Origin of the sequence: Streptomyces sp. BoleA5 (assembly GCF_000373665.1) — a bacterium.
Lineage (GTDB): Bacteria > Actinomycetota > Actinomycetes > Streptomycetales > Streptomycetaceae > Actinacidiphila.
This window is the reverse complement of the sequence record NZ_KB892118.1, coordinates 1-20,956: the sequence shown is the minus strand read 5'-3', so window position 1 is coordinate 20,956 and position 20,956 is coordinate 1. Positions and strand designations below refer to the sequence as shown.

Sequence of the window (20,956 nt, the reverse complement as noted above, 5' to 3'; positions counted from 1 at the left end):
GCCTTCTCCGCCGTCCACCTGATCATCACGCGGTGTTGATCCTTCCCGCCCTTCCGCCCGGGCTCGCGGCGCCCGCATGGGGCCCGGAGACCACGGGCTGCGTGTACAGCGGGCGTCTCGGCATCGCGGCAAGGGGATCCGCGGCTGCGCGCACCGCGGCGGGCGGGCCGCGATCGCCCGCCCGCGCCGCACGGCTTGCGGGACCCGTCCCGCCCGCCGAACCTTCGAAGATCACCCCGGAAAGGATCCACCATGCAAGCCATCACCGTTCGAGACCGTGACGCCGGTGCCGGCGGGCTCACCCTCACGGACATGCCCTACCCGCACGCCGCCGAGAACGACGTGGTCGTGCGGGTGCATGCCGCCGGCTTCACGCCGGGGGAACTCGACTGGCCGGGCACCTGGTCGGACCGGGCGGGCCGCGACCGGACGCCGACTGTGCCCGGGCACGAACTCTCGGGCGTGGTGGCCGAACTGGGCTACGGGACCACGGGCCTGACGGTCGGCCAGCGGGTGTTCGGACTGGCCGACTGGACCCGCAACGGCTCACTGGCCGAGTACACCGCGGTGGAGGCCCGGAACCTCGCTCCGCTCCCCGCCGACGTGGACCACACGGTGGCCGCCGCACTGCCGATCTCCGGGCTGACCGCCTGGCAGGGCCTGTTCGATCACGGAGGTCTCACCACCGGCCGGACCGTTCTCGTCCACGGTGCCGCCGGCGGGGTGGGGTCGATCGCCGTGCAACTCGCCCACGAGGCGGGCGCCCGGGTGATCGGCACCGGCCGGGCCGCCGACAGGGACACGGCACTCGGCCTCGGCGCGGACGCCTTCGTCGATCTGCAGAACGACCGGCTCGAGGACATCGGCGAGGTGGATCTCGTACTCGACGTCTTCGGTGGCGACATCCTCCGACGCTCGACCGCGCTGGTCCGCGCCGGCGGCACGCTCGTCACCGTCGCCGAGCCACCCGTCGTCCAGCCCGACAAGGGGCGGGCCGTGTTCTTCGTCGTCGAGGTCGACCGGGCTTGCCTGGCGGACCTCGTCCGGCGTGTCCGGGACGGACGGCTCACGCCGCGCATCGGGGACGTGCGACCCCTGGCCGAAGCTCCCGAGGCCTACAACCGGATCGGGCGCCGCCTGCCCGGCAAGACGATCATCCGGATCGCCGAGGACTGAGCGCGAGCGCCGGACACCGCGGGCCGTCGGTCCCCGATCGGGGCCCGATCGGGGCTCGCTCCTCGTCGGTGAGCCGGTCGCGACAGGCCTCGTCCCTGGCCACGACGTTCACGCGATCGAACAAGGGCATGCAGGTGCGCACGCCCCGCCGGCACGCCCCGTGGGCCGCGTCCTCAGGGTGCGGCGACGGGAGCGGGCGGCAGGTGCACCGTCATGATCAGGTGGCACGTCCCGGTGCCCGAGCCGCGGTAGGTGTGGGCCGCGTCGCCTTCGAAAGTGGCGGTCTGCCCGGCTTCGACGGTGTGCTCGGTGCCGTCGACGACCAGGGTCATCCGGCCGCGGGTGACGCTGACGGTCTCCACGACGCCCGGCTGATGCGGGTGGCTGGGGTACTCCTCGCCCGGCTCCAGCTGCCAGCGCCACACCTCGACGGGCGCCGGCCCCGAGGTGGTCAGCATCAGGCGGGCCTGACTGCCCAGCGCGCCGGTCCACAGCGGGGTCAGCGCGTCGGCGGACACGACCCGGACGCGGCCTTCGGGCTTGCCCTCCATCAGCGCGGAGACCGAGACGCCGAGGGTGTCGGCCAGCCGGACCAGCGTCGCGAAGTTCGGGTTGCCCTGCGCCTTCTCCAGCCCCACCAGCGCGCCCTTGCTGACCTGGGCGCGGCGGCCGAGCTCATCGAGGGACAGGCCCGCGCGGGTACGGGCGGCCCGGACGTTGTGTGCGAGCGTCCGCAGTGCGGTCTCAGCGTCGGCCATCCGCTTTCCGTCCTCGTCGGTGTCCCAGTGGAATGAACCGTCCGGTCGGTTGACTGGCCTAGGCGGTCGATCCAATGTATGGTTCAGTCGTTCCACTGAATGGTAGGGGATGTCCTGTGATCGCTCTGCTGCTGGCCCTCGGCAGCTCGCTCGCCTACGGATGCGCCGACTTCCTCGGCGGTCTCGGCGCCCGCAAGGCCCACGTACTGCGCACCGTGACGGTCGCGGCCCCCGCCAGCCTCGCCGTGGAGCTGCTGCTCTGGCCGATCCTCGACGCCTCTTTCAGCGGCGGGGTCCTGGTCTGGGGCACGGCGTCCGGGGTCGCCTCCGCCGCCGCGTTCGCCCTGCTCTACCGCACCCTGGCGATCGGCCCGATGAACGTGCTCTCTCCCGTGACCGCCCTGGTCTCCGCGGTGCTGCCCGTGGGGGTGGGCCTGCTGCAGGGGGAGCGGCTGGGCGTGGCCGGCCTGGTGGGCCTGCCCCTGGCGCTGGCGGCCGTGGTGCTGGTCAGCGCGGGCCGCGGGGCCGGTGCCACGCGGCCCTCGCGCACCGCCCTCCTGCTGGCCTTCGGCGCGGGTGCCGCCATCGCGCTCCAGTTGGTCTTCCTGCACCAGGCGCCGTCCGGCAGCGGCATCGGTCCCCTGATCGTCGGCCGGGCGGTCTCCTCCGCCGTCACGCTGGCCGCGGCGGGCGCGATGTTCCGTCGCCTCGGGCCCGAGCGGCCCGCGTTCGCGATCTCGGCCACCGCCGGCGTGCTGGACTCGCTCGCGAACCTGCTGTTCCTGCTTGCCGTCCGCAGCGGCGATCTCGCCGTCGTCGCCGTGATCACCGCTCTCTACCCGGCCGGGACGGTCCTGTTGGCCCGGGGCGTGCTCGACGAGCGCATCCACCGCGGCCAGCTCATCGGACTCGGCACCGCCGCCGCGGCCGTCGGCCTCCTCGCCCTGACCTGACCGGGACCCGCCCGGCGGCGCCGCCGCATCGAGCGCGTCGGCGCCTGGAAGCCCCGCCCGACTTCGTCCTGACGCAGGAGACGGAAGCCCCGACCATGACCACCTTCAGCCTCGCCCCCGCCGTCGCCGACGCCTTCCCCGACACCCTCGTCGCCCTGGTCATCGCCACCGGTCTGCGCGGCCACGAACCCTGGCCCGGGTCCACCGAGGCCCTGGCGGACCTGGAGCAGCGGTTCGCCGACGGTACCTGGCGCCCCGCCGACGAGACCGACCCCCGCATCGATGCCTGGCACACCGCCTACCGCTCGTTCGGCACCAACCCCCGCCGTATCCGCCCCAGCGTCGACGCGCTCGGCCGGCGCCTCGCCAAGCGCGGTGCCCTGCCGCGCATCAACCCGGCCGTCGACTCGTACAACGCCGTCTCCGTCCACCACGGCCTGCCCGCCGGGGCCTTCGACCTGGACAACGTCACCGGCGACGTCGTCATCCGGCACGCCGACGGCACCGAGACCTTCACCCCGCTCGGCGAACCGGACACCGTCGAGCACCCCAGGCCGGGCGAGATCATCTACGCCGACGACGCCCACGTCCTGACCCGCCACTGGAACCACCGCGACGCCCACCGCACCCGCGTCACCGAGGACTCCACGAGGGTCGCCTTCATCCTCGAGACCGTCCACGCGTCCCGGGACGGCCGCCTCCTCGAAGTCGCGGCGGACGAACTGCGCGGACTGCTCGCGCCCCACGCCGGAGGAACCGCCGTACGGTACCTGGGCGCGGCACGACCGCAGGTCTCCGTCCGGGGGCCCCGAGCGGGCGCGAGTGCGGTGCCGGGCCGGACGCCGGTACGGCCTAGAGCGCGGTCATGACCCGGGCAGCGGCCTTGTCGCTGGCGTGGCCCTCCAAGGCGGCCCACTCCGCGACGTCGAACGGCCAGCGTGTGTTCGCGTAGGCGATCACGACATGGCGGCCGTCCTGCCGGACGGTGTGCAGCGGGTCGCCCGGTCCGGCACCGGCCGCCACGACAGCGGCGGCCGAGGAGGAGTTGCGGCACTTGAGGCGGGTCTCGGGCATGGTCAGCGCTCCATGTTCGCTGGTCGGCATGGTGAACGTTGCTTCTGGGGAGCCTAACCCGAGGGAAGATCGACTTCTGCCCGTAAGCCGCATTCGGCGCAAAAACATACCCATGGGCCGCAGGAGCGGTCACCGTGCGGGCTCAGCAGCAGGCGCCGACGACGCCGGGAGCCACCGGCGGAACGCTCGGGAGGATGCGGAACAGGTCCCGCGTCCCCGTCAGGGCGAGGACGCGCTCCGCCTGGTGCTGCAGGCCGGTGAGTTCGAGCGTGCCCCCTTCCGCTTCTGCGCGCAGGCGGAGGCTCAGCAGCATGTTCAGACTGGTGGAGCCGATGAACGTCACGCCCGAGAGGTCCACGCGAAGGGTCGTGCCCCGGAGCCGCAGTTCGTCGGTGACCGTCGTGACCTGGGGGCACGTCTCGAGGTCGAGTTCGCCGGTGAGGGCGATAGTCGTCCGCGGGGGTGCTTCGCTGACATTGATGCCGAGGGTCGACATGAAAAGCCACCGATCGGGTCGGAGCCCATCACGGTCGGCTTCGCGCGAGAGCGGCCGCCGTAAAGCAGGCGGCGACATGCCGCCTACAGTCGAGTAAGACCACCCGCGCCATCCGTCGGCCACCCGCGGTGACCGCTTGGTGGCGCGGGGTCTCTCACCAGGCCAGGCTGGTTGTCTCGAGCCTCGCACACCGCCACCGCAAGGACCAGGCCCGCGCCCGGACGGGGTGGCCCTCCCGGACGGGTCCGGCCATCGCCCCAGGGGGCACAGCCCGGCGCGGTCCGGCGGAGCGGGGGCCGCGCGCGGGTTGTTCACCGGCGCTCGGTCTCCTCGCGGGCTCCGGCTGCGTCCGCGCCGCGGGGGTCGTTCCGGCGGATCACGTCACACGGGGAGTCGGTGGTCGCGGCGCGGCCCAAGCGCGTCAGAGCGGCTTGATGCGGGCCTTCAGCAGGCAGAACTCATTGCCTTCGGGGTCGGCGAGGACGTGCCAGTGCTCGTCCCCGGTCTGGCCGATGTCGGCCCGGCGCGCACCGAGCTTCAGCAGGCGTTCGAGCTCGGCGTCCTGGTCGCGGTCCGTGGGGTTGAGGTCGATGTGCAGCCGGGACTTCCCCGGCTCCGGCTCTTCCCGGACGCTGAAGAAGATCGTCGGCTGAGGACCGCCGAAGCCTTCGGGGGTTCCGATCTCGACGCAGCCCTCCTCGCGGCCGACCACTACGTAGTCGAGGACCTCGCACCAGAACCGCGCCAGCAGTTCGGGGTCTCGGCAACCGAGCACGAGCTCACCGATACGACATGCCATGTGGACCTCCCAGTCGGCGAACAACCCCGCGACCGTACCGGACGGGGTACGCAGGGAAAAGATCTTTACGACTCCACCACCTGGCCGGGCCTCGGGCCGCGAGTGGATGCTGCTCCGACTCCGGTCGACCTCCTCCGCGGTCGCGAGGGGCCGCACTGAGAGATCACCTAGCATTGGCCCATGCCCCTCACGCCGTCACGGGTCGAACTGTGCCCGCTCACCCTCGCCGACCAGGACGAGTTCTGCTCGCTCGTGAGAGCCAGCAGCGAGCTCCATTCGCCGTACATGCAACTGCCCGCGACCGCGGAGGCGTTCCAGAGCTGGATGCACCGCTTCAGCGACGGCACCAACCGGGGCTATCTGATCCGCGTCCTGGAGACCGGTGAGGCCGCCGGCACGGTCAACATCAACTCGATCATCCGGGGCCGCTACCAGGGCGCGTCCCTCGGCTACGCGGCTTTCGCCCCCTCCGCGGGACGGGGTTACATGACCGAGGGGCTCACCGCCGTCCTGCGGCATGCCTTCGACGACCTGCGGCTCCACCGGCTGGAGGCGAACATCCAGCCGGGCAACGAGGCGTCTTCGGCCTTGGCCCGGCGCCTGGGCTTTCGTTACGAAGGTCTGTCGGCCGACTACCTGTACATCAACGGCGCCTGGCGCGACCACGAACGCTGGTCCATCACCGCCCCCACTCCGTGGACGCCGGACCCCTCCCTTCCCGAGGTCTAGGCGCGGGCGCGGGGATCAGAGGGGCCGCAGGCGTCGACGCAGGAGGCAGAACTCGTTGCCCTCCGGGTCGGCGAGGACGTACCAGCTCTCCGTGCCGCTCTGTCCCACGTCGGCGTGCCTGGCGCCGAGGGCGAGCAGCCGCTCCAACTCGGCGTCCTGGTCGCGGTCGGTGGCGTTGACGTCGAAGTGCAGGGGGAGCTTCGCGGCCCGGGGGCCGCCGCCGGAGCTGAGGACGAGAGTGGGCTGCGGACCGCCGAACCCGGCGTCGGGCGGCCCGATCTCGATGCTCCCGTCGTCCTCCCGGCCGAGTTCCACGTAGCCGAGGACCTCGCTCCAGAACGCGGCGAGCCTTTCGGGGTCGGAGGCGTCGATGACCAACTCACTGATACGGCATGCCATGCCCCGCAGTGTAGGCAGGCACCGGATGCCGGGTCGGGACATGCGCGAGGGCGGCCGCCGCCGCCGACCTGTCGCCCGCCCCTCGCGGAATCCTTCGGCGTCCCAGCGCCTCTGTGTCGGGGGCCTCGGTCCCGAAGCGCTGTGGCGCACAACCGAGCGCGTCTGCGGCGAGCACGATCTGGTGATGCTCGGGCTCCCGGGCGGCTCCTGGCACTTCGGGCTCACGCGCGACCCCGAACGGCCGCTGGAGCCCGCACCCGCAGTGGACGACCTGTTCGTCCTCCCTCTCGGTACCCCGGCCGACGGGGCCCTCGTCGACCGCCTCGTCGCAGCGCGCGGAACCCGCGCCGCCGCGCACAAACCCCTGCTTGGACCGGCACGGCGCCACCGCTGCCGATCCGGACGGCTACCGCCTGGTGCTCCGCCCGCGCGCCTGGAACGGAAGTCCGCTGCCGACGGACGGGCCGCGTCGCGGCGACGGCAGAACAGGTGAGCCGGGACGCGACCGCGTGATGTGCGCGGTGCGCGCCCTGGCACGATGCCTCGGGCCTATTTGAGGATCTCGAGCATCCGGTTGCCCAGCACTGCCGCGGAATGCGGGTTCTGCCCGGTGACGAGGTTGCGGTCCTCGACCATGTACGGCTCCCACATCGGGCCGCGGCTGTAGTCGACTTGGACCTTCTCCTTCAGTTCCGTCTCCAGCAGCCAGGTCGCCAAGGGCGCCAGCCCGACGGCTTCCTCTTCCTCGTTCGAGAAGGCGGTGACCCGGTAGCCCTTGAAGGGGGACACGCCGTGGATCCTGGTCGCCAGGATCGCCGCGGGGGCGTGGCAGACGATGAAGAGCGGGTTGCCCGAGGCGAGTTGCGCCGTCAGCAGGCGGCCCGCGTCGGCGTCGAAGGCCAGGTCCGACATCGGGCCGTGGCCGCCGGGGAGATAGACGCCGTCGTAGTCCTCCAGCCGGACGTCCGAGAGCTTGAGGGGGCGCCGCATCACCTCTGCCGACCGGATGATCCTCTCGAGCTCCAGGGCGCCGTCCTCGCCGCCGGCCATCGAGGGACGCAGGCTCATCATGTCGACGTTCGGGGTGACACCGCCGGGAGTCGCCACCACCACGTCGTGGCCGGCATCCGTCAGCAGCTTGTACGGACTCGCGAACTCCTCGGCCCAGTAGCCCGTCGCGTACCGGGTGCCGTCCTTCAGCACCCAGTACGTGGCCCCGCTCACGATGAACAGCACTTTCGCCACGGCGAGTCGCCTCCTCGTCCCACCCGAAGTTCGGGGACTGCGTGATTTTCAGGCTAATTGCTCCCGCGCCGCCTCGCATTCGGGTGACGTCCGGCCGCTCGATGAGGCGAACGACTCGCCGCGGTGACCTGGCGTGGTCGCGTCGGACGCTCCGCGTCCGGCCGCTGCTGCCGGGCGGCGGCGACTCCGCACACCGGGTGGGGCCTGCCGTCAGAGCCTGGCCCAGGTGAGGGCGGCGCTGCGTGCGGCCCCGGGGGATAGGCGTTCGCCGGGGTCGCTCGGCGTTTCCTCGCTCCGGTCTCCGGCGGCGGATCGGCCACGGGCCACTGGAAGATCCGTTCGCCGTGAAGAGGCGAACCGGTTCCAGTGGTCCACTCCATGGGTCGTTGCGCAGCTGCCGCGGGGAATCCGTAAAGGGGGCCGGCGCTGCTGCGAGCGCCGGCCCTCGGACTGTCCGCGCCGGCGGTCAACCGCGGCGGGTATCGATGGTGTGGCCCAGCACGTCGATGAGCGACTCCTTGCGGGCGTCGATGGAGGACGGCTCGATGCTGCTACTGCGGATGTCGATCTTCCCGTCGGGCGATGCCTTGTCGATGACCTCGGGCAGCTCCGCGGCCAGCGCATCGGGTTTCACGCCCGCCTGCTTGCTCGCCTCGGCCACCTTGTCGGCGCCGAACGCGTCCTCGATCTGCCTCGTCGTCACCGGCTCGTTGGGGCCGTTGCCGAGCCATGAGTCGACGATGCCCTTCAGCCCGCTGTCGTTCAGGAGCTTCGTCGCACCTTCGAGCAGCGCTTGCAGCTCGTCCATCATGCCGCCGCCGCTGCTCCTGGTGGGGTCAGCCATAGGTCACTCCCGTGGTTGCGGTCTGTGCGGGCGACGCGCGGCGCGATGGGATCCCGCGCCGGTCCGCCCAGGGGGCGGCCGGCATGCTGTTGTCGCAGGTCGCACGTGGTGTCGCCTCGCTCGTACACTCCCTTCCAGGCCAGCACGAGCCGCCCCGGGCCGCCGTGCCGATTAGGCCGAACGGGTGACGCGGGAGCCGGGAGGCCCCTGGCTCCGGGCCTGCGTGATCTCGCGCCGTTCACCTGTCCGAGCCGTTGCCGCCACCCAAATGATCTCCCGCGGATAAGGTCAGCACTGACGCAGGGGTGGTCGATCGAGGGGGCGCGGCGGTGGTTGGACGGTCCAGTGCCGATGCCGGCCGGCTCCCGGCGCTGTCGGCGCCGCGGTTCGTCGGCCGGGGCGGGGAGTTGGACGCACTCGGGTCGGCGCTCGGGCGGACCCCGGCGGTGGTCCTGCTCGACGGTGAGGCGGGCATCGGCAAGACCCGGCTGCTGCGCGAGTTCCTGGCGTCCCGGGCGGAGCAGGGCCGGCGCGCCCTGGTCGGGGCCTGCCCGGAGCTGCGGGTGCCGTACACGCTCGGGGCGGTCGTGGACGCGGTGCGGGACGGCGTAGACAACGTTGTCGGGCTGCGGCTGAGCGGTCTGGGCGGTGCGTTGCGACCACTGTTCCCCGAGTGGGCCGACGACCTTCCCCCGGCCCCGGAGCCGCTGGAGGACGCCACCGCGGCCCGGCACCGGCTGTTCCGGGCCTTCGCCGAGGTCCTCGGCCGGCTCGACGTGACGGTCCTCGCACTGGAGGACGTCCACTGGGCGGACGAGGCGACGCTCGAGTTCCTGCTGTTCCTGGTCTCCCGCCGACCCCAGCCGGTGAGCGTGGTGCTCACCTACCGGCGGGACGAAGTGCCGCCCGGCTCACTGCTGTTGCGGCTGCTCTCCCGGACCCCGGCCGACGCGCACCTGGTCAGGCTGACGCTGGATCCGCTGGACGTCGGCGAGACCGCCGCGTTCGTCTCGTCGATGCTGGCCGGCGGCCACGTCTCCACCGAGTTCGCGGCCTTCCTCCACGCACGCACCGAGGGCGTACCGCTGGCGTTGGAGGAGTCGGTGCGGCTGATGCACGACCGGGCCGACCTGGTCCGCCAGGACGGCGGATGGGCGCGCCGGCGGCTGGACCGCATCGACGTCCCGCCCACGATCCGCGACGCCATGCTCGAACGCGTCGGACGTGTCGGGCCCGACACCCGCACCGTCCTGTACGCGGTGTCGGTGGTGTCCGGACCGGCCGACTACACGACCCTGCGCGCGGTGAGCGGCCTGCCGGAGGAGCGGTTCGCCGCGCAGGCGGCCGAGGCGCTCGGCGGCGGCCTGCTGCGCGAGGGCAGGCCCGGCCAGTGGTCGTTCCGCCATTCGCTGGCATGCCACGCCGTGTACGACGCCATCCCGGCCGAGGAACGGCGTGCCATGCACCTGCGGGCGGGCCGGGCGCTGGAGCGGTGGCCGCGGCCGCCCGTGGCCCAGCTCGCCCGGCACTTCCGGCTGGCCGGTGACGCCGAGGCCGCGTGCCGGTACACCGAGCAGGCGGCGGACCTCTGCGTCCAGGCCGGGGACGTGGCCACCTCCGCGCTGCTGATGCACAGCCTGGTCACCACCTTCGCCCTCCCGGCCGAGGCGCTGGTACGACTCGTGACGAAGATCCAGTTCCAGGCGCTGTCCGGCTCCGATCCGCACTCGCAGATCATCGAATCGCTCCGCTCTGCGCTCGGCGGCCAGGTTCTGACTCCCGCCCAACAGGCTCTCGTCCGCTTCCAGATCGGCCGGGTGCTCATGGTGGCGGGCGAGATCGAGGCGGGCCGCGGGGAGATCCTCACCGCGGTGCCGCATCTTCCCCCGGACTCGCCGGAGGCGGCACGTGCCCGCATCCTGCTCGCCCTGCCCCTGGGAAACGCGCGGCCGGTGTCGGAACACCTGCGGTGGCTTCGGGAGGCACCGCCCCCGGACCGGTCGATGACCTCCCTCGACCGCCTGCGCCTGTCGGTGGAACGCGCCTTCGCGCTGCTCATGCTCGGCGAGGAGGCCGGCTGGGAGGCGGCCCGGCATTTCCCGGAGGACGTCTCCGATCCACGGGAGGCGTCCGTCATCGCGATCGGCCACACGAACGTCGGCGAGGAGGCGACGCGATGGGGACGGTACGACGAGGCGAGGGCGCGACTGGCCAAGGCCCAGGCCCTTGCCGAGCGCCATCAGTTCCTGGACTACCTCGACAGCATCGCCTCCTCAAGGGCCCACCTCGACTGGTTCACCGGCGCCTGGCCGGGCCTCGCCGAGCGGACGGCGCGCCTGCTCGACGACGACGGCGGGGTACGGCTGAAGGACCGGTGCGAGGCGGCCCTGGTGGCCGGGCTGATGCAGGCCGCCTCCGGTGACCTGGGGACAGCGCGGGAGCGGCTGCGTTTCGCCGGGCGCGACGACCAGCAACGCATCGAAGCCGCGGCCGCGCTGGCCCGGTTGTCCCTGCGCGAGGGCGACGTTGACGAGGCACTCCGCCTCACCGACCAGCCGGCCGAGATCGCCGTCGGCGGCGGAATCTGGTCCCGGGCCGTCGACTTCGCCCCCGCACGCATCGCCGCCCTCGCCGCCGCCGGCCGGCTCGACCGGGCCGCGGACCTCGTCGACACCTTCGAAGGAGCCCTGGGCGAGAGGGAAGCCCCCGCCCCGCAGGCGTCCCTGGTGCTGTGCCGCGCGATCCTGGCGGAGGCCGAGGGGCGCTTCGCGGACGCCGCGACGCTGTTCGCCGGCGCGGCCGCCGCGTGGGAGGCGCTGCCGCGCCCGTACGACGCCCTGCTCGCCCGGGAACGTCACGCCCTCTGCCTGCTCGCCGACGGCCGGGAGGAGGACGGGCTGCCGGTTTTGTCCGACGTCGCGCGGGCGCTGTCGGGACTCGGCGCCCTCAACGACGCCGACCGGATCGCGCGGTTCCTCGGCACGCGGGGAGGGGACGTTCCCGCGCCGACGCGTGGCCGGGGACGGCCCGGATACGGCGACCGGCTCTCGCCGCGCGAACTGGAAGTGGCCCGGCTGCTGGTCGAGGGCCTGACGAACCGCCAGATCGCCGACTGCCTGGTGGTGTCCGTGCAGACCGTCGCCAGTCAGGTGAGGTCCGCGATGCGCAAACTGCACGCGACGTCGCGAACGGCGCTCGCGATGAGGGTCGTCGAGTCGGGTCTCGTCGGCGACGTGCGGCGCCCGCCGCCGGGCGACGAGTAAATTCCGCACGCCGTCGCCGGGCACGAAGAAAAGCCGGCGGGCGGGCGGCGGGATTAAATCCCGCATCTGACCAATCGAGCCGGCCCCGGGCCCCGTCGCACACTCGTGCCCATGTTGCCCGCAGAACCGCTGACACCCGAACCGGCTGATGGCTCAGCCGTTTCGGCACGCCGTGCGAGGGACGAACCGGCACCGGAAGGACCGCGGGCCGAGCCGGCAGACGCCCCGACCACCGGGGACGCGGGTGATGCCGCCGCTGACGGCGAGTACGAACCGCTCTAGCGCGGAGGCCGTGTCCGGAATGTGAACGCCGACCTCCGGCACGCTCCACGCCGATCCTCCCCCGATGTTCCCCGTCACATCTCACAGGAGACTCATAGATGAGGCCAAGCGCAAGGAAGCGTCTCAACAGACGCCTTGGCGCGGTGACCGTCGGTCTGACCGTCTTCGGCATGGTCGTGTCGACGACGGCGACCCAGGCGGCCGAGCCGGGCCGGCAGACGCCGAAACCCGGTGTCGTACGGACCGACAGCCCGACCGTGATCGCCAGCACCGACCTGGCGCGGATCGTTGCCGCGTCCGGCGGGTCCGTCCCCGTCACGCTGATCACCGGCGACAAGGTGCACGTCGGCGTCGACGACAAGGGCAAGCCGGTCGTCCGCGACACCGAGAGCGCGGCGCGTCCCGACGGGACCCCGGTCGTGTTCCACACCATCACCCGCCAGGGCAAGGTGTACGTCGTGCCGGACGACGCCCTCGCGCTGGTCGGCAAGGGACTTCTCGACTGGGGGCTCTTCGACCTCACCCAGTTGGCGACGCTCGCCGCGGCGGGCAAGGGCGACACGGTTCCGGTGCTGGTCACCTACACCGACGCTGCGGGTGCCGAGAAGACGCGCAAGGTCGCCGGGGCGTCCGGCGGCAGGTCGCTCCCCATCATCAACGGCCGCTCGATGAACGTCGCCGACGGCGGACGGTGGTGGCAGGAGGTACGCGGCAAGACGGCCTCCACGTCCGCCGCCGCCCGGTCCGCCGGTTCCCTGGCCGGGGTCGAGAAGGTCTGGCTCAACGGCGTGTCCCACGTCGACCTCGAGCAGTCGGTTCCGCAGATCGGCGCGCCCGTCGCCTGGGAACGCGGCTACGACGGCACCGGCGTGACCGTCGCTGTGCTGGACACCGGCGTCGACGCCACCCACCCGGACGTGTCCGGAAGCATCGCCGGACAGGTCGACTTCACCGGCAGCCCCTCGGGCACCAAGGACGGGCACGGACACGGCACCCACGTGGCGTCCACCGTCCTCGGCAGCGGCGCCGCGTCCAAGGGGCTGCGCAAGGGCGTCGCCCCCGGCGCCAAGCTGCTGGTGGGCAAGGTATGCGACGACAACGGCCAGTGCCCCGACGACGGGATCATCGCGGCCATGGACTGGGCCGCCCACTCCGGGGCCAAGGTCGTCAACATGAGCCTCGGTGGCGAGCCCACCGACGGCACCGACCCGATGAGCCAGGCGCTCAACGAGCTGAGCCGCTCCACCGGAACCCTGTTCGTGGTCGCGGCCGGCAACTCCGGCTGGGTCCCGCAGAAGGTCGTCTCCCCGGGCTCCGCCGACGACGCGCTGACCGTGGCGGCCGTCGACAAGAACGGCGAGATGGCGACGTTCTCCAACCGCGGACCGCGGATCGGGGACGGCGCCGCCAAGCCCGACATCGCGGCTCCGGGCGTCGGCATCGTCGCGGCACGCGCCGCCGGCACGGCCATGGGCACGCCGGTGGACCAGTACTACACCGCGGCCGACGGGACCTCGATGGCCACCCCGCACGTGGCCGGCGCGGCGGCGATCGTCGCCCAGCAGCACCCGGAGCTGTCCGGTCAGCAGATCAAGGCGCTGCTGATGGACACCGCCACCGACCTGGGGCACGACATGTACGCCCAGGGCAGGGGCCTCGTGGACCTCGCGACCGCGACCAACCCGCGGATCGTCCCGAAGGGGAACCTGAACTTCGGCCGCCTGGCCTACCCGCACTCGCGGGTGACGAAGAAGATCACGTACACCAACCGCGGCGACGAGGCGACCACGCTGCACCTCACGATGCCGGTCTCCTTCGCCGACGGGAAACCCGCCGCGGCAGGGCTGTTCACCCTCAGCACGGACACGGTGGTCCTCCCCGCGGGCGGTTCCGCCGATGTGTCGGTGACGCTCGACGGCAGCGTGCTCGGCCCCGACGCGGCCTTCGGCGGCTACAACGGGCTGCTGAGCGCCCGTGACGACTCGGGCGACATACGGCTGGCCTCAGGGGTCCACACCTTCCTCGAGGCCCAGAAGTTCCCGCTGACCCTGAACGTCGTCGCCCCCGCGGGTGCCACCGACGTCCGCTACGGCACGGCCACCTTCATGCCGGTCGACGACAAGATCCACCTGCACGCGGGCCTGGTCACCGAAGTTGGCGCGGTCAGCGTGACCGAGCAGCTCTTCCGCGGCAGCTACGCGGTGCAGTTGCCGGTCACCTGGCGGGACGCGGCCGGCGAGTTGCAGCAGGCCGCACCGATCGCGCCGGAGGTGAGTCTCACCAAGGCGACCACGGTCACGCTGGACCTGCGCAAGGCCAAGCCGCTGCGCGTCCGGTACCCGGAGGCCACCGAGACCTACAGCGCGACCGATGTCGTCAACCGGGTCTCGGCGACCGGGGCCTGGACGATGGGCACGGTGCTCTCCTACGACTACAAGGGCGTCGAACCGAACTGGTGGGTGCTGCCCACCGGCAAGGTGAGCGAGGGCACCTTCACCCACGACTTCTACAGCTCACGGACGACCCCCGTCGTCACCATGCGGACCACGGGCGGCGGTGCCCCCTCCAGCCTGTCCGCACGCTACGTGACCCCGAACGCCACACTGGGCCAGACGCAGGCGTGGCTGCGCGACAACGGCGACCCGAGCACGCGTGAGGCCGCGACAGAGGTTCCGCGGCTGCCGGTCGAGGGCCGCCTGCCGGTGGTCCACGCGGGCACCGGTTCCGTCGCCGAACTCGCGGACGTCGACGCGCGGGGCAAGCTCGTCCTCCTGACACCGACCGACATCTGTCAGAGCACCTGCGACTACCCGAAGCTCCGGGACGAGCGGGTGGCCGCCGCTGCCGCCGCCGGCGCCGTCGGCGTGCTCGTCGTGGCACCGGCCCTCACCTCGCTGGGCAGCCCCTCGACCTTCGACCAGTGTCTGGACGGGCCGCAGAGCTGCCCGGCGATCCAGGCGTACGCCGCACTGCCCATCGTGACGGTGCCCTACGCCGAGGCCGAGGACCTGATCAAGCGGATCAAGGCCGACCGGTCGCACGTCAGGATCAGCCTCGGGGGCAGCGCCGTGCCGAGGGCGTACGCCGCCAGGTACCACGAGGACGGGCAGATCCGGGCGAACGACTACCGGGTCGGGAAGCGCGACCTCGACCGGGTCGACCTCCACTTCCACGCGGCCCGGCCCGGAACCGTCCACCAGCTGAGCTGGCGGCAGTTCCTCCAGGCCGCCCCGACCACGTCGTACGTGTCCCTGCCGCAGCCGTCCACGCAGCGGACCATGACCGTCTTCGTCAAGCGGCAGGAAGACGCCATCAGCGGCTTCACCGCCTCCTGGGCCGACCAGGGAGCGGACTCCTTCCTGGAGCACAACCGCACCGAGATGAACGAGCTGGTCCTCACCGGCAAGAACGAGATCCACTGGAACGCGGGGCCGGCCGTACCGGGGGCCGTGCCGCAGGTGCGGACCGAGTCGGGCTTCTCGGTGCCGGCCGGCCCGTGCGCGGGCTGCCGGCAGGGCGACACCTTCTACCCCACCGTCTACATGACGGGCAGCGGCGGCGGGCGCCAGGCGCTGATCGGCATCGTCGACGACGAGCTTCTCCAGCACGAGTTCATCGAGATCCCGTCCTGTGGGCGGGTTCCCCTGCCCACCGTGCCGAACCTCGACTCCACCTGCGACTTCAAGCTGCTGGACGCGTCGGGTGACGAGATCGAGGGTCGCAAGCAGCACCTCGCCGACCAGGACTGGACGACCCTGTGATGGCACTCGACACCGCTAAGGAGACCGACACGATGAAGACCGGTGTGCCATCGGCCCGGCGCCGCAGAGGGGCCCTCATGGTGCTCGCCGCCGCGGTGACGCTGGCGCTCTCCGGCTGCAAGGGCGGTGACCTCGTCTCCTACGACCTGCCGGCGAAGTCGGCCCGGTACACGTTCGAGGCGCGGACCAACGACGTCAATACGGTGTGGCATTACACCTCCGCCACGGCGACCAAGGACGACGCGCCGAAGCTGAGCCCGTGCATGGGTGAGGTGGTCGGCAGCGACGAGGCGGCCTGCCGTCCGGAGCCGCTGATCTTCCTGCGCTACGACTTCGATCTGGCCCTGGACAACACCGTCAAGGCCGGGGAAGCCCACGAGATCACCGTTGTCGGCTACTACCAGGAACGCCTCACCGCCCTGCCCAAGGTGACGTCCCTGAAGGCGGAGACCACCTTCGACGGGGGCAGGACCTGGCGCCCGGCGACCACCAGGGCCACCGGGAAGAACACCTTCACCACGACGGTCAAGAACCCCCGGCGGGACCAGGCCGCCAAGGGCGTCGGACTGAGGATCAGCGCGACGGACAGTCAGGGCAACACCGTTCGGCAGACCATCCCCACGGCGTACACGCTGCGCTGACGGGTGCCGCCGCGCACGGCTGACAGGACGGGGCGAGACCGAGTCTCGCCCCGTCCGCCCGTTCCCGTCCGGGGTCACCACACGACGGGAAGGGCCTGCAGGCTGTACACGTTCGGGCCGTCGCGGTGGAAGACCAGCTCCTCGTCCGGGACCGCGGGCCGCAGGCCGGGGAAGCGCCGGAAGAGGGCGGGAAGCGCCAGTTCCAGTTCCAGGCGGGCCAGGTGCTGCCCGGGGCACTGGTGGCTCCCGAACCCGAACGCCATGTGCGTGGCCGCCTCACGGGTCAGGTCCAGCCGGTCCGGGTCCCGCACGAGTTCCGGGTCGCGGTTCGCGGTGAGCGGCGACACCAGCACGCGCTCGCCGGCCTTCACCCGCGTCGTGCCGATCGTGAGGTCATCGGAGGCCGCGCGGGGGAACGTGCCCGAGATGCTCATGTAGCGCAGAAGCTCCTCCACGGCGTCCCCGGTGGACCGCGAAGCGTCCAGGAGCACGGCGAGTTGGCCGGGCTGCCGCATGAGCGCCAGCGCGCTCACCCCGATCATCGACGCGGTCGTCTCGTGACCCGCGACGACCAGCGCGCTGGACAGGCCGATGACCTCCTGGTCGCTGACCTCTCCGGGGCGTTCCCGCAGGAGGCTGCTGATCAGGCCCTCGGTGGGACGCCGGCGGATCTCGTCGACGAGGTTCTTCATGTACTCGCCGAACTCGCCGAGCAGGGCGAAGTATTCGGCAGGGGAGTTGGCGAAGTTGACGACGCCCGCGCTGATGCTGTGGAACTCGTGGTGCATCGAGGAGGGGACGCCGAGCAGTTCGCCGATCACGATCGAGGGCACCGAGACGGCGTACGCCTCGACGAGGTCGACGCCTGTCCGACCTCCTCCATGGCGTCCAGACGCTCGGAGATGATCTGCTCGGCCATCGGGCGCAGCGTCCTGACCCGCTTGGGCGTGAAGGCGCCGGCGATCATGCGCCGCAGCCTCGTGTGCTCCGCGCCGTGGAAGTCGGGGAGGAAGCCCGGCATGTAGGTGCGCGGACTGCCGTCGGCCAGGGGGAGGTGCCCGTACTGCAGCCGTGCATCGCCCAGCGCCGCTCGGACGTCCGCGTAGCGCGACAGGACCAGCACGTCGGCGTCCCCGAACCGCGGCTCGTACATCGGTACCCGGGCCGGTTCCTCCTGGCGGCCCATTTCGGCGAGCCGCGACGACGGGTCGAACGGGCATCCGGGTTCCCGGTCCGTGACGACGAAGCCACGCGTCATGCGTTCGGTCATGATCCGTCCTCGGGTAGACGTCGCCGGCGGAGTGCAGGAGCACCGGGTCGGGGCGGGTGGGACGCCCCGAAACTCCTTGCCAAGACAAGCAGTGAATGCTTGACGTGTCAATTTCCCGGTTCCCCGGTGGGCCCGCGTGGACGGCGACGGCCGGGAGACGGCCTACGGCCGGACCCGGCCCGGACGCCTGAGGTTCCCTACGGCTGCGGCCAGAGCGGCTTCTGCACCTTGAGGTCGACGACCGACACCCACTCCGACGACGGGATCGCCCGCTCCACGACGAACCACTCGTCGGGCCGCTCACCGAAGTGCGTCGCCGTCAGTACGTGGACGGTCTGGGCCGGCAGCCTGGTGCCCGCCCATGCGTGCCATCGCTGCGCCTCCGGAGCCGGCACCTCCACGGTGAACCGCACCGTGCAGTCGCGGAAGGGTTCCGGGAGCGAGGCGGGGCTGGGATCGGACGTGAGGTGCACCGTCCGCGCCAGCTCCGGGATGTCCTCGTGATCCGTCGGCCAGGTGGCCTTGATCTCTGCGTCTGCCAGGATCAGCGGCCACCGCTCCGGCCGCGTGAAGTGGAAAAGCAGCATGCCAGGACTTTACTGGGAGGCCGCCTCTCCCCGTCACGGGCGGGACGCCGCGCGCACCTCCTACGATTCCGGCCATGGCGCGCTTCGAGGATCTTCGCAGCTCCCTCTGGGACCCCGGGAACCGCCACGGGGTGCGGCCGCCCCTGACCGGCCGGCTCATCGCGGAGGCCGAACGCGCGCTGCGTGTCACGCTCCCCGGTTCCCTGCTCGACCTGCTCCGCCACCAGAACGGGGGCGTGGTCGCGGCCGAGTGGGACGCCTTTCCCACGAGCCGGCCGACCTCGTGGAGCGCCGACCACGTCCCGTTCGAGACGGTCATGGGAATCGGCCGCCGAGAGGAAGCACTCTCCATGCTCGACAGCCCCTACCTGGTCGGGGAATGGGGGCTGCCCACTCCGGTGGCGTTGATCTCGGGCGGCGGGCCCTGCTCGATCGCACTCGACTACCGGGTGCGCGGGCCCCGCGAGGAACCCTCCGTGACGTGGTTCGACGCGGAACTCGGGGAGGAGCTGCTCCTCGCCCCGGACTTCCGGACCTTCGTCGAGGGCCTCGCGTCGTCCGCGGACTTCGCGTGACCGCTGGCGCGGGGCGCCCGTCCGCACGACACAGCGGCAGGGCCCGCCGGTTCCGGCCGGCGGGCCCTGCCACGGGGTTGTGCGGGGCTACGTGAGCAGGTAGGCCTTGACGACGGTCTGCTTGAAGGTGTTGCCCGCGGCGTCCTTGACGTACGTGCGGAGGCTGACCGAGCCGCCCGAGGCGTGGCGCGGGTGGTCGACGGTGCAGAAGCTGCGGCCGGGGGCTTGTGACGCCCGCCCGCCATCTGTTGTCCATGTGCATGGGGGGCAGCCTGACGCCGGTGTCGCCCGAGGTCAGCCCCATGGCCCTGGCGTTCTGAGGACAAGTCACCTTTGCGCCACGACGCGGTGCGGCCGATAAACGTCAAGCGGTCGGTAAGCCGACGCGGTCGGGTGTGCAGCCGCCGACGGCGTCGAACCGTCACCACCGTGCGGGCGGCCTCGTCTACGTGACGTCAGGGCCCGCCGCGGACGCGCGCCCGTCCCCCTACCGGAAGAGGACGCACGATGACCGGCCAGTCGACCACCGAGGGCCGGATCGACCCGGCAGGCGTGGAGGAGTCCGCGATCGGCGACCTCGCCCGCCTCGTGGAAGCCGTCGCGCGCTCCACCGCCGAGTCACCGGACTCGATCCTGGCGGACCTGTCGGACGGCATCGTGGCCGGGCTGTTCGTCTTCCTGCGGGCACACCACGAGGACGAGGCCCGCCGACGAGTGGTGGGCCGGCCCGGAGCGCTGTGAGAGCCGTCCCGTCCGGGCCGTCGCGATCGTCCTGTCATACAGCGCGTGTATGGGAAGATGATATCTATCATCTACATCCGGTGATCCGGAGAGGGATCAGACAACGTTGTCAAGCACGGGGAGTCAAGCGGTGAAGGACCTCGAGGCACTGGTCGGCGGCCGGGTGGAGGCCACGTCGTACGACGATCGGGTACGTCTGCGCCTCGGCGCCGCGAGCGGGGACGGGGGATCGGGCGTCGTCGCGGAACTCGTCCTGGAAACGGAGTTCCGCCTGCGGGACACCGACGGCGAGTACCACGAGATGCGCCCCGGGACGGGTTCGGCCCTGGCCCCGGTCCTCGACCTCTTCGGGCAGTCGGTCACCCGCGTCGGCGTGAGTGCCGACGGCTCCTTCGTCGTCGACTTCGACGCCGGTTCGCTGCTGTGGATCGGCGCGGACGCGGGGTACGGCGTGCGCCACGCGCCGAGCGCATGAGGCGCCGACGGACCGTCCCCGGTCCGGCGCCCGGCATGCGGCGGCGAAGTGACCGCCGCCGCAGCCGCTGGGTCCGCGATCAGTCGAAGAGTCCCTCGACGATGTCCTCGGCGACCTCCCCGCCGAGCTCCTCGGCGGTCTCCTCCACGATCTCTTCCATGATCTCCCCGAAGATGTCGTCCATGTGCTGAACCTCCCTGACTGTCACGCGATGCGCTGGCCGTCGACCCGGACCGTGCCGGTCCCCGGGGCCCGCGGCACCGTGAAGGGGTGCGAGCCCGTGGTCATCCGCTCAACGTGCGCTTTCCGCGGGGGAGTTCCCACATCCGGGCAGTAGATCGCGAGAGTCGCGGGGGTGCCCGGCCTCGGGCCGCTGCTCATTCGGTGGTGGTGGGTGGGGTGGTGAGGAGGGGGCGGAGTTCGAGCCATTCGTGGATGGGCTTGCCGCCGGCGCCGGGGGCGGCGGAGAGTTCTGCGGCGAGTTCGAGGGCGCGTGGGTGGGTGTCGACGTCGATGATCATCCAGCCGGCGATGAGGTCCTTGGTCTCGGCGAAGGGGCCGTCGGTGACGGGTGGGCGGCCTTCGCCGTCGTAGCGGACCCAGGTGCCTTCGGGGGCGAGGGCCTGGGCGTCGACGAACTCTCCGGTCTTCTCCAGTCGGGCGGCGAAGTCGTGCATGTACTGGATGTGGTCGGTGATCTCCTGGGGGGTCCACTGGTCCATGGGTGCGTCGTTCACCGCCGCCGGTGCGCCGCGGTAGTGCTTGAGCAGCAGGTACTTGGCCATCGTGGCTCTCCTTGGTGCCGGTGCGACCCCATTGTGGCCGCCTTCACCACGGGGACGGAGCCGGCCGCGGGTTCTCGACACCACCGCCCGAGTCTTTTCCGCG

At 71.9% G+C, this 20,956-nt stretch carries 21 protein-coding genes; 10 read left to right on the top strand and 11 right to left on the bottom strand.

Going from position 1 to position 20,956, the window contains the following annotated elements; genetic code table 11:
- Nucleotides 1-252 precede the first annotated feature (252 nt).
- Entirely contained in the window at nucleotides 253-1,176 is a 924-nt protein-coding gene (locus tag B085_RS0128025; RefSeq protein ID WP_018561930.1) for an NADP-dependent oxidoreductase, read from the top strand.
- Nucleotides 1,177-1,349: 173 nt separating this feature from the next.
- Here the strand turns inward: B085_RS0128025 and B085_RS0128020 are convergent, their stop codons facing one another.
- On the bottom strand, nucleotides 1,350-1,934 hold the full coding sequence (locus tag B085_RS0128020) for a helix-turn-helix domain-containing protein (RefSeq protein ID WP_018561929.1): 585 nt from the start codon (nucleotides 1,932-1,934) through the stop codon (nucleotides 1,350-1,352).
- A 116-nt stretch (nucleotides 1,935-2,050) separates the two neighbouring features.
- Between B085_RS0128020 and B085_RS0128015 the strand changes: the two genes are divergently transcribed.
- On the top strand, nucleotides 2,051-2,887 hold the full coding sequence (locus tag B085_RS0128015; RefSeq protein WP_018561928.1) for a DMT family transporter: 837 nt from the start codon (nucleotides 2,051-2,053) through the stop codon (nucleotides 2,885-2,887).
- 95 nt (nucleotides 2,888-2,982) lie between these two features.
- Nucleotides 2,983-3,756 (top strand): B3/4 domain-containing protein, encoded by a 774-nt coding sequence (locus B085_RS0128010; RefSeq protein ID WP_018561927.1) that lies wholly within the window; start codon nucleotides 2,983-2,985, stop codon nucleotides 3,754-3,756.
- Here the strand turns inward: B085_RS0128010 and B085_RS0128005 are convergent.
- The 3 genes from B085_RS0128005 to B085_RS0127995 form a co-directional block, all read right to left on the bottom strand.
- Nucleotides 3,740-3,961 (bottom strand): hypothetical protein, encoded by a 222-nt coding sequence (locus B085_RS0128005; RefSeq protein ID WP_018561926.1) that lies wholly within the window; start codon nucleotides 3,959-3,961, stop codon nucleotides 3,740-3,742. The two genes, B085_RS0128010 and B085_RS0128005, sit on opposite strands and share 17 nt — an antisense overlap.
- A gap of 142 nt (nucleotides 3,962-4,103) precedes the next feature.
- The gene (locus B085_RS44010) at nucleotides 4,104-4,457 is read right to left on the bottom strand and encodes an STAS domain-containing protein (protein WP_018561925.1); all 354 of its coding nucleotides are present in this window, start codon (nucleotides 4,455-4,457) and stop codon (nucleotides 4,104-4,106) included.
- 421 nt (nucleotides 4,458-4,878) lie between these two features.
- Entirely contained in the window at nucleotides 4,879-5,256 is a 378-nt protein-coding gene (locus tag B085_RS0127995) for a VOC family protein (RefSeq protein WP_026251523.1), read from the bottom strand.
- A gap of 180 nt (nucleotides 5,257-5,436) precedes the next feature.
- On the opposite strand from B085_RS0127995, the gene B085_RS0127990 reads away from it, so the two are divergent.
- Nucleotides 5,437-5,985, top strand: a complete 549-nt coding sequence (locus tag B085_RS0127990; protein ID WP_018561923.1) for a GNAT family N-acetyltransferase — start codon at nucleotides 5,437-5,439, stop codon at nucleotides 5,983-5,985.
- Between the two features lie 15 nt (nucleotides 5,986-6,000).
- Here the strand turns inward: B085_RS0127990 and B085_RS0127985 are convergent, their stop codons facing one another.
- The 3 genes from B085_RS0127985 to B085_RS44005 form a co-directional block, all read right to left on the bottom strand.
- The gene (locus B085_RS0127985; protein ID WP_026251522.1) at nucleotides 6,001-6,384 is read right to left on the bottom strand and encodes a VOC family protein; all 384 of its coding nucleotides are present in this window, start codon (nucleotides 6,382-6,384) and stop codon (nucleotides 6,001-6,003) included.
- Nucleotides 6,385-6,933: 549 nt separating this feature from the next.
- Nucleotides 6,934-7,629 (bottom strand): type 1 glutamine amidotransferase domain-containing protein, encoded by a 696-nt coding sequence (locus tag B085_RS0127975; RefSeq protein ID WP_018561920.1) that lies wholly within the window; start codon nucleotides 7,627-7,629, stop codon nucleotides 6,934-6,936.
- 466 nt (nucleotides 7,630-8,095) lie between these two features.
- Entirely contained in the window at nucleotides 8,096-8,473 is a 378-nt protein-coding gene (locus B085_RS44005) for a YidB family protein (protein WP_143681630.1), read from the bottom strand.
- A gap of 305 nt (nucleotides 8,474-8,778) precedes the next feature.
- Here B085_RS44005 and B085_RS44000 point away from each other — a divergent pair, with 305 nt between their 5' ends.
- From B085_RS44000 to B085_RS0127955, 3 genes are all read left to right on the top strand, one after another.
- A complete protein-coding gene (locus B085_RS44000; RefSeq protein ID WP_078620091.1) occupies nucleotides 8,779-11,736 on the top strand; it encodes a helix-turn-helix transcriptional regulator in 2,958 nt (985 codons plus the stop codon).
- 425 nt (nucleotides 11,737-12,161) lie between these two features.
- Nucleotides 12,162-15,779 carry a S8 family peptidase gene (locus B085_RS43995; RefSeq protein WP_051102185.1) on the top strand — a complete coding sequence of 1,206 codons (3,618 nt, stop codon included), beginning with the start codon at nucleotides 12,162-12,164 and terminating at the stop codon, nucleotides 15,777-15,779.
- A 32-nt stretch (nucleotides 15,780-15,811) separates the two neighbouring features.
- Nucleotides 15,812-16,420 (top strand): hypothetical protein, encoded by a 609-nt coding sequence (locus B085_RS0127955; protein WP_158689840.1) that lies wholly within the window; start codon nucleotides 15,812-15,814, stop codon nucleotides 16,418-16,420.
- Nucleotides 16,421-16,494: 74 nt separating this feature from the next.
- Here the strand turns inward: B085_RS0127955 and B085_RS46295 are convergent, their stop codons facing one another.
- The 3 genes from B085_RS46295 to B085_RS0127945 all read right to left on the bottom strand — a co-directional run bounded on the left by B085_RS46295 (nucleotide 16,495) and on the right by B085_RS0127945 (nucleotide 18,277).
- Complete coding sequence (locus B085_RS46295; RefSeq protein WP_018561917.1) at nucleotides 16,495-17,253, bottom strand: cytochrome P450; 759 nt, start codon at nucleotides 17,251-17,253, stop codon at nucleotides 16,495-16,497.
- The gene (locus tag B085_RS49590) at nucleotides 17,238-17,690 is read right to left on the bottom strand and encodes a hypothetical protein (protein ID WP_051102184.1); all 453 of its coding nucleotides are present in this window, start codon (nucleotides 17,688-17,690) and stop codon (nucleotides 17,238-17,240) included. Before B085_RS49590 ends, B085_RS46295 begins: the two co-directional genes overlap by 16 nt.
- A 197-nt stretch (nucleotides 17,691-17,887) precedes the next feature.
- A complete protein-coding gene (locus B085_RS0127945; RefSeq protein ID WP_018561916.1) occupies nucleotides 17,888-18,277 on the bottom strand; it encodes a hypothetical protein in 390 nt (129 codons plus the stop codon).
- 74 nt (nucleotides 18,278-18,351) lie between these two features.
- Here B085_RS0127945 and B085_RS0127940 point away from each other — a divergent pair, with 74 nt between their 5' ends.
- The 3 genes from B085_RS0127940 to B085_RS43985 all read left to right on the top strand — a co-directional run bounded on the left by B085_RS0127940 (nucleotide 18,352) and on the right by B085_RS43985 (nucleotide 20,068).
- Entirely contained in the window at nucleotides 18,352-18,852 is a 501-nt protein-coding gene (locus B085_RS0127940; RefSeq protein ID WP_018561915.1) for an SMI1/KNR4 family protein, read from the top strand.
- 507 nt (nucleotides 18,853-19,359) lie between these two features.
- Nucleotides 19,360-19,593: a hypothetical protein gene (locus tag B085_RS0127930; protein ID WP_018561913.1), complete on the top strand. Its 234-nt coding sequence runs from the start codon at nucleotides 19,360-19,362 to the stop codon at nucleotides 19,591-19,593.
- A 130-nt stretch (nucleotides 19,594-19,723) separates the two neighbouring features.
- Nucleotides 19,724-20,068, top strand: a complete 345-nt coding sequence (locus B085_RS43985; protein ID WP_018561912.1) for a DUF6188 family protein — start codon at nucleotides 19,724-19,726, stop codon at nucleotides 20,066-20,068.
- Nucleotides 20,069-20,445: 377 nt separating this feature from the next.
- Here B085_RS43985 and B085_RS0127910 read toward each other — a convergent pair whose 3' ends face one another.
- Entirely contained in the window at nucleotides 20,446-20,853 is a 408-nt protein-coding gene (locus B085_RS0127910) for a YciI family protein (protein WP_018560820.1), read from the bottom strand.
- Between the last annotated feature and the right edge of the window lie 103 nt (nucleotides 20,854-20,956).

Excerpts from the sequence above, each read along its gene's own strand:
- B085_RS0127995 (WP_026251523.1), bottom strand. The coding sequence starts at position 5,256 with ATGGCATGTCGTATCGGTGAGCTCGTGCTCGGTTGCCGAGACCCCGAA.
- B085_RS0127985 (WP_026251522.1), bottom strand. The coding sequence starts at position 6,384 with ATGGCATGCCGTATCAGTGAGTTGGTCATCGACGCCTCCGACCCCGAA.
- B085_RS0127930 (WP_018561913.1), top strand. The coding sequence starts at position 19,360 with ATGACCGGCCAGTCGACCACCGAGGGCCGGATCGACCCGGCAGGCGTG.
- B085_RS0127990 (WP_018561923.1), top strand. The coding sequence starts at position 5,437 with ATGCCCCTCACGCCGTCACGGGTCGAACTGTGCCCGCTCACCCTCGCC.
- B085_RS44005 (WP_143681630.1), bottom strand. The coding sequence starts at position 8,473 with ATGGCTGACCCCACCAGGAGCAGCGGCGGCGGCATGATGGACGAGCTG.
- B085_RS0128010 (WP_018561927.1), top strand. The coding sequence starts at position 2,983 with ATGACCACCTTCAGCCTCGCCCCCGCCGTCGCCGACGCCTTCCCCGAC.
- B085_RS0128005 (WP_018561926.1), bottom strand. The coding sequence starts at position 3,961 with ATGCCCGAGACCCGCCTCAAGTGCCGCAACTCCTCCTCGGCCGCCGCT.
- B085_RS0128020 (WP_018561929.1), bottom strand. The coding sequence starts at position 1,934 with ATGGCCGACGCTGAGACCGCACTGCGGACGCTCGCACACAACGTCCGG.
- B085_RS0127910 (WP_018560820.1), bottom strand. The coding sequence starts at position 20,853 with ATGGCCAAGTACCTGCTGCTCAAGCACTACCGCGGCGCACCGGCGGCG.
- B085_RS44010 (WP_018561925.1), bottom strand. The coding sequence starts at position 4,457 with ATGTCGACCCTCGGCATCAATGTCAGCGAAGCACCCCCGCGGACGACT.
- B085_RS0127955 (WP_158689840.1), top strand. The coding sequence starts at position 15,812 with ATGAAGACCGGTGTGCCATCGGCCCGGCGCCGCAGAGGGGCCCTCATG.
- B085_RS49590 (WP_051102184.1), bottom strand. The coding sequence starts at position 17,690 with ATGACCGAACGCATGACGCGTGGCTTCGTCGTCACGGACCGGGAACCC.
- B085_RS0127940 (WP_018561915.1), top strand. The coding sequence starts at position 18,352 with ATGGCGCGCTTCGAGGATCTTCGCAGCTCCCTCTGGGACCCCGGGAAC.
- B085_RS0127945 (WP_018561916.1), bottom strand. The coding sequence starts at position 18,277 with ATGCTGCTTTTCCACTTCACGCGGCCGGAGCGGTGGCCGCTGATCCTG.
- B085_RS0128025 (WP_018561930.1), top strand. The coding sequence starts at position 253 with ATGCAAGCCATCACCGTTCGAGACCGTGACGCCGGTGCCGGCGGGCTC.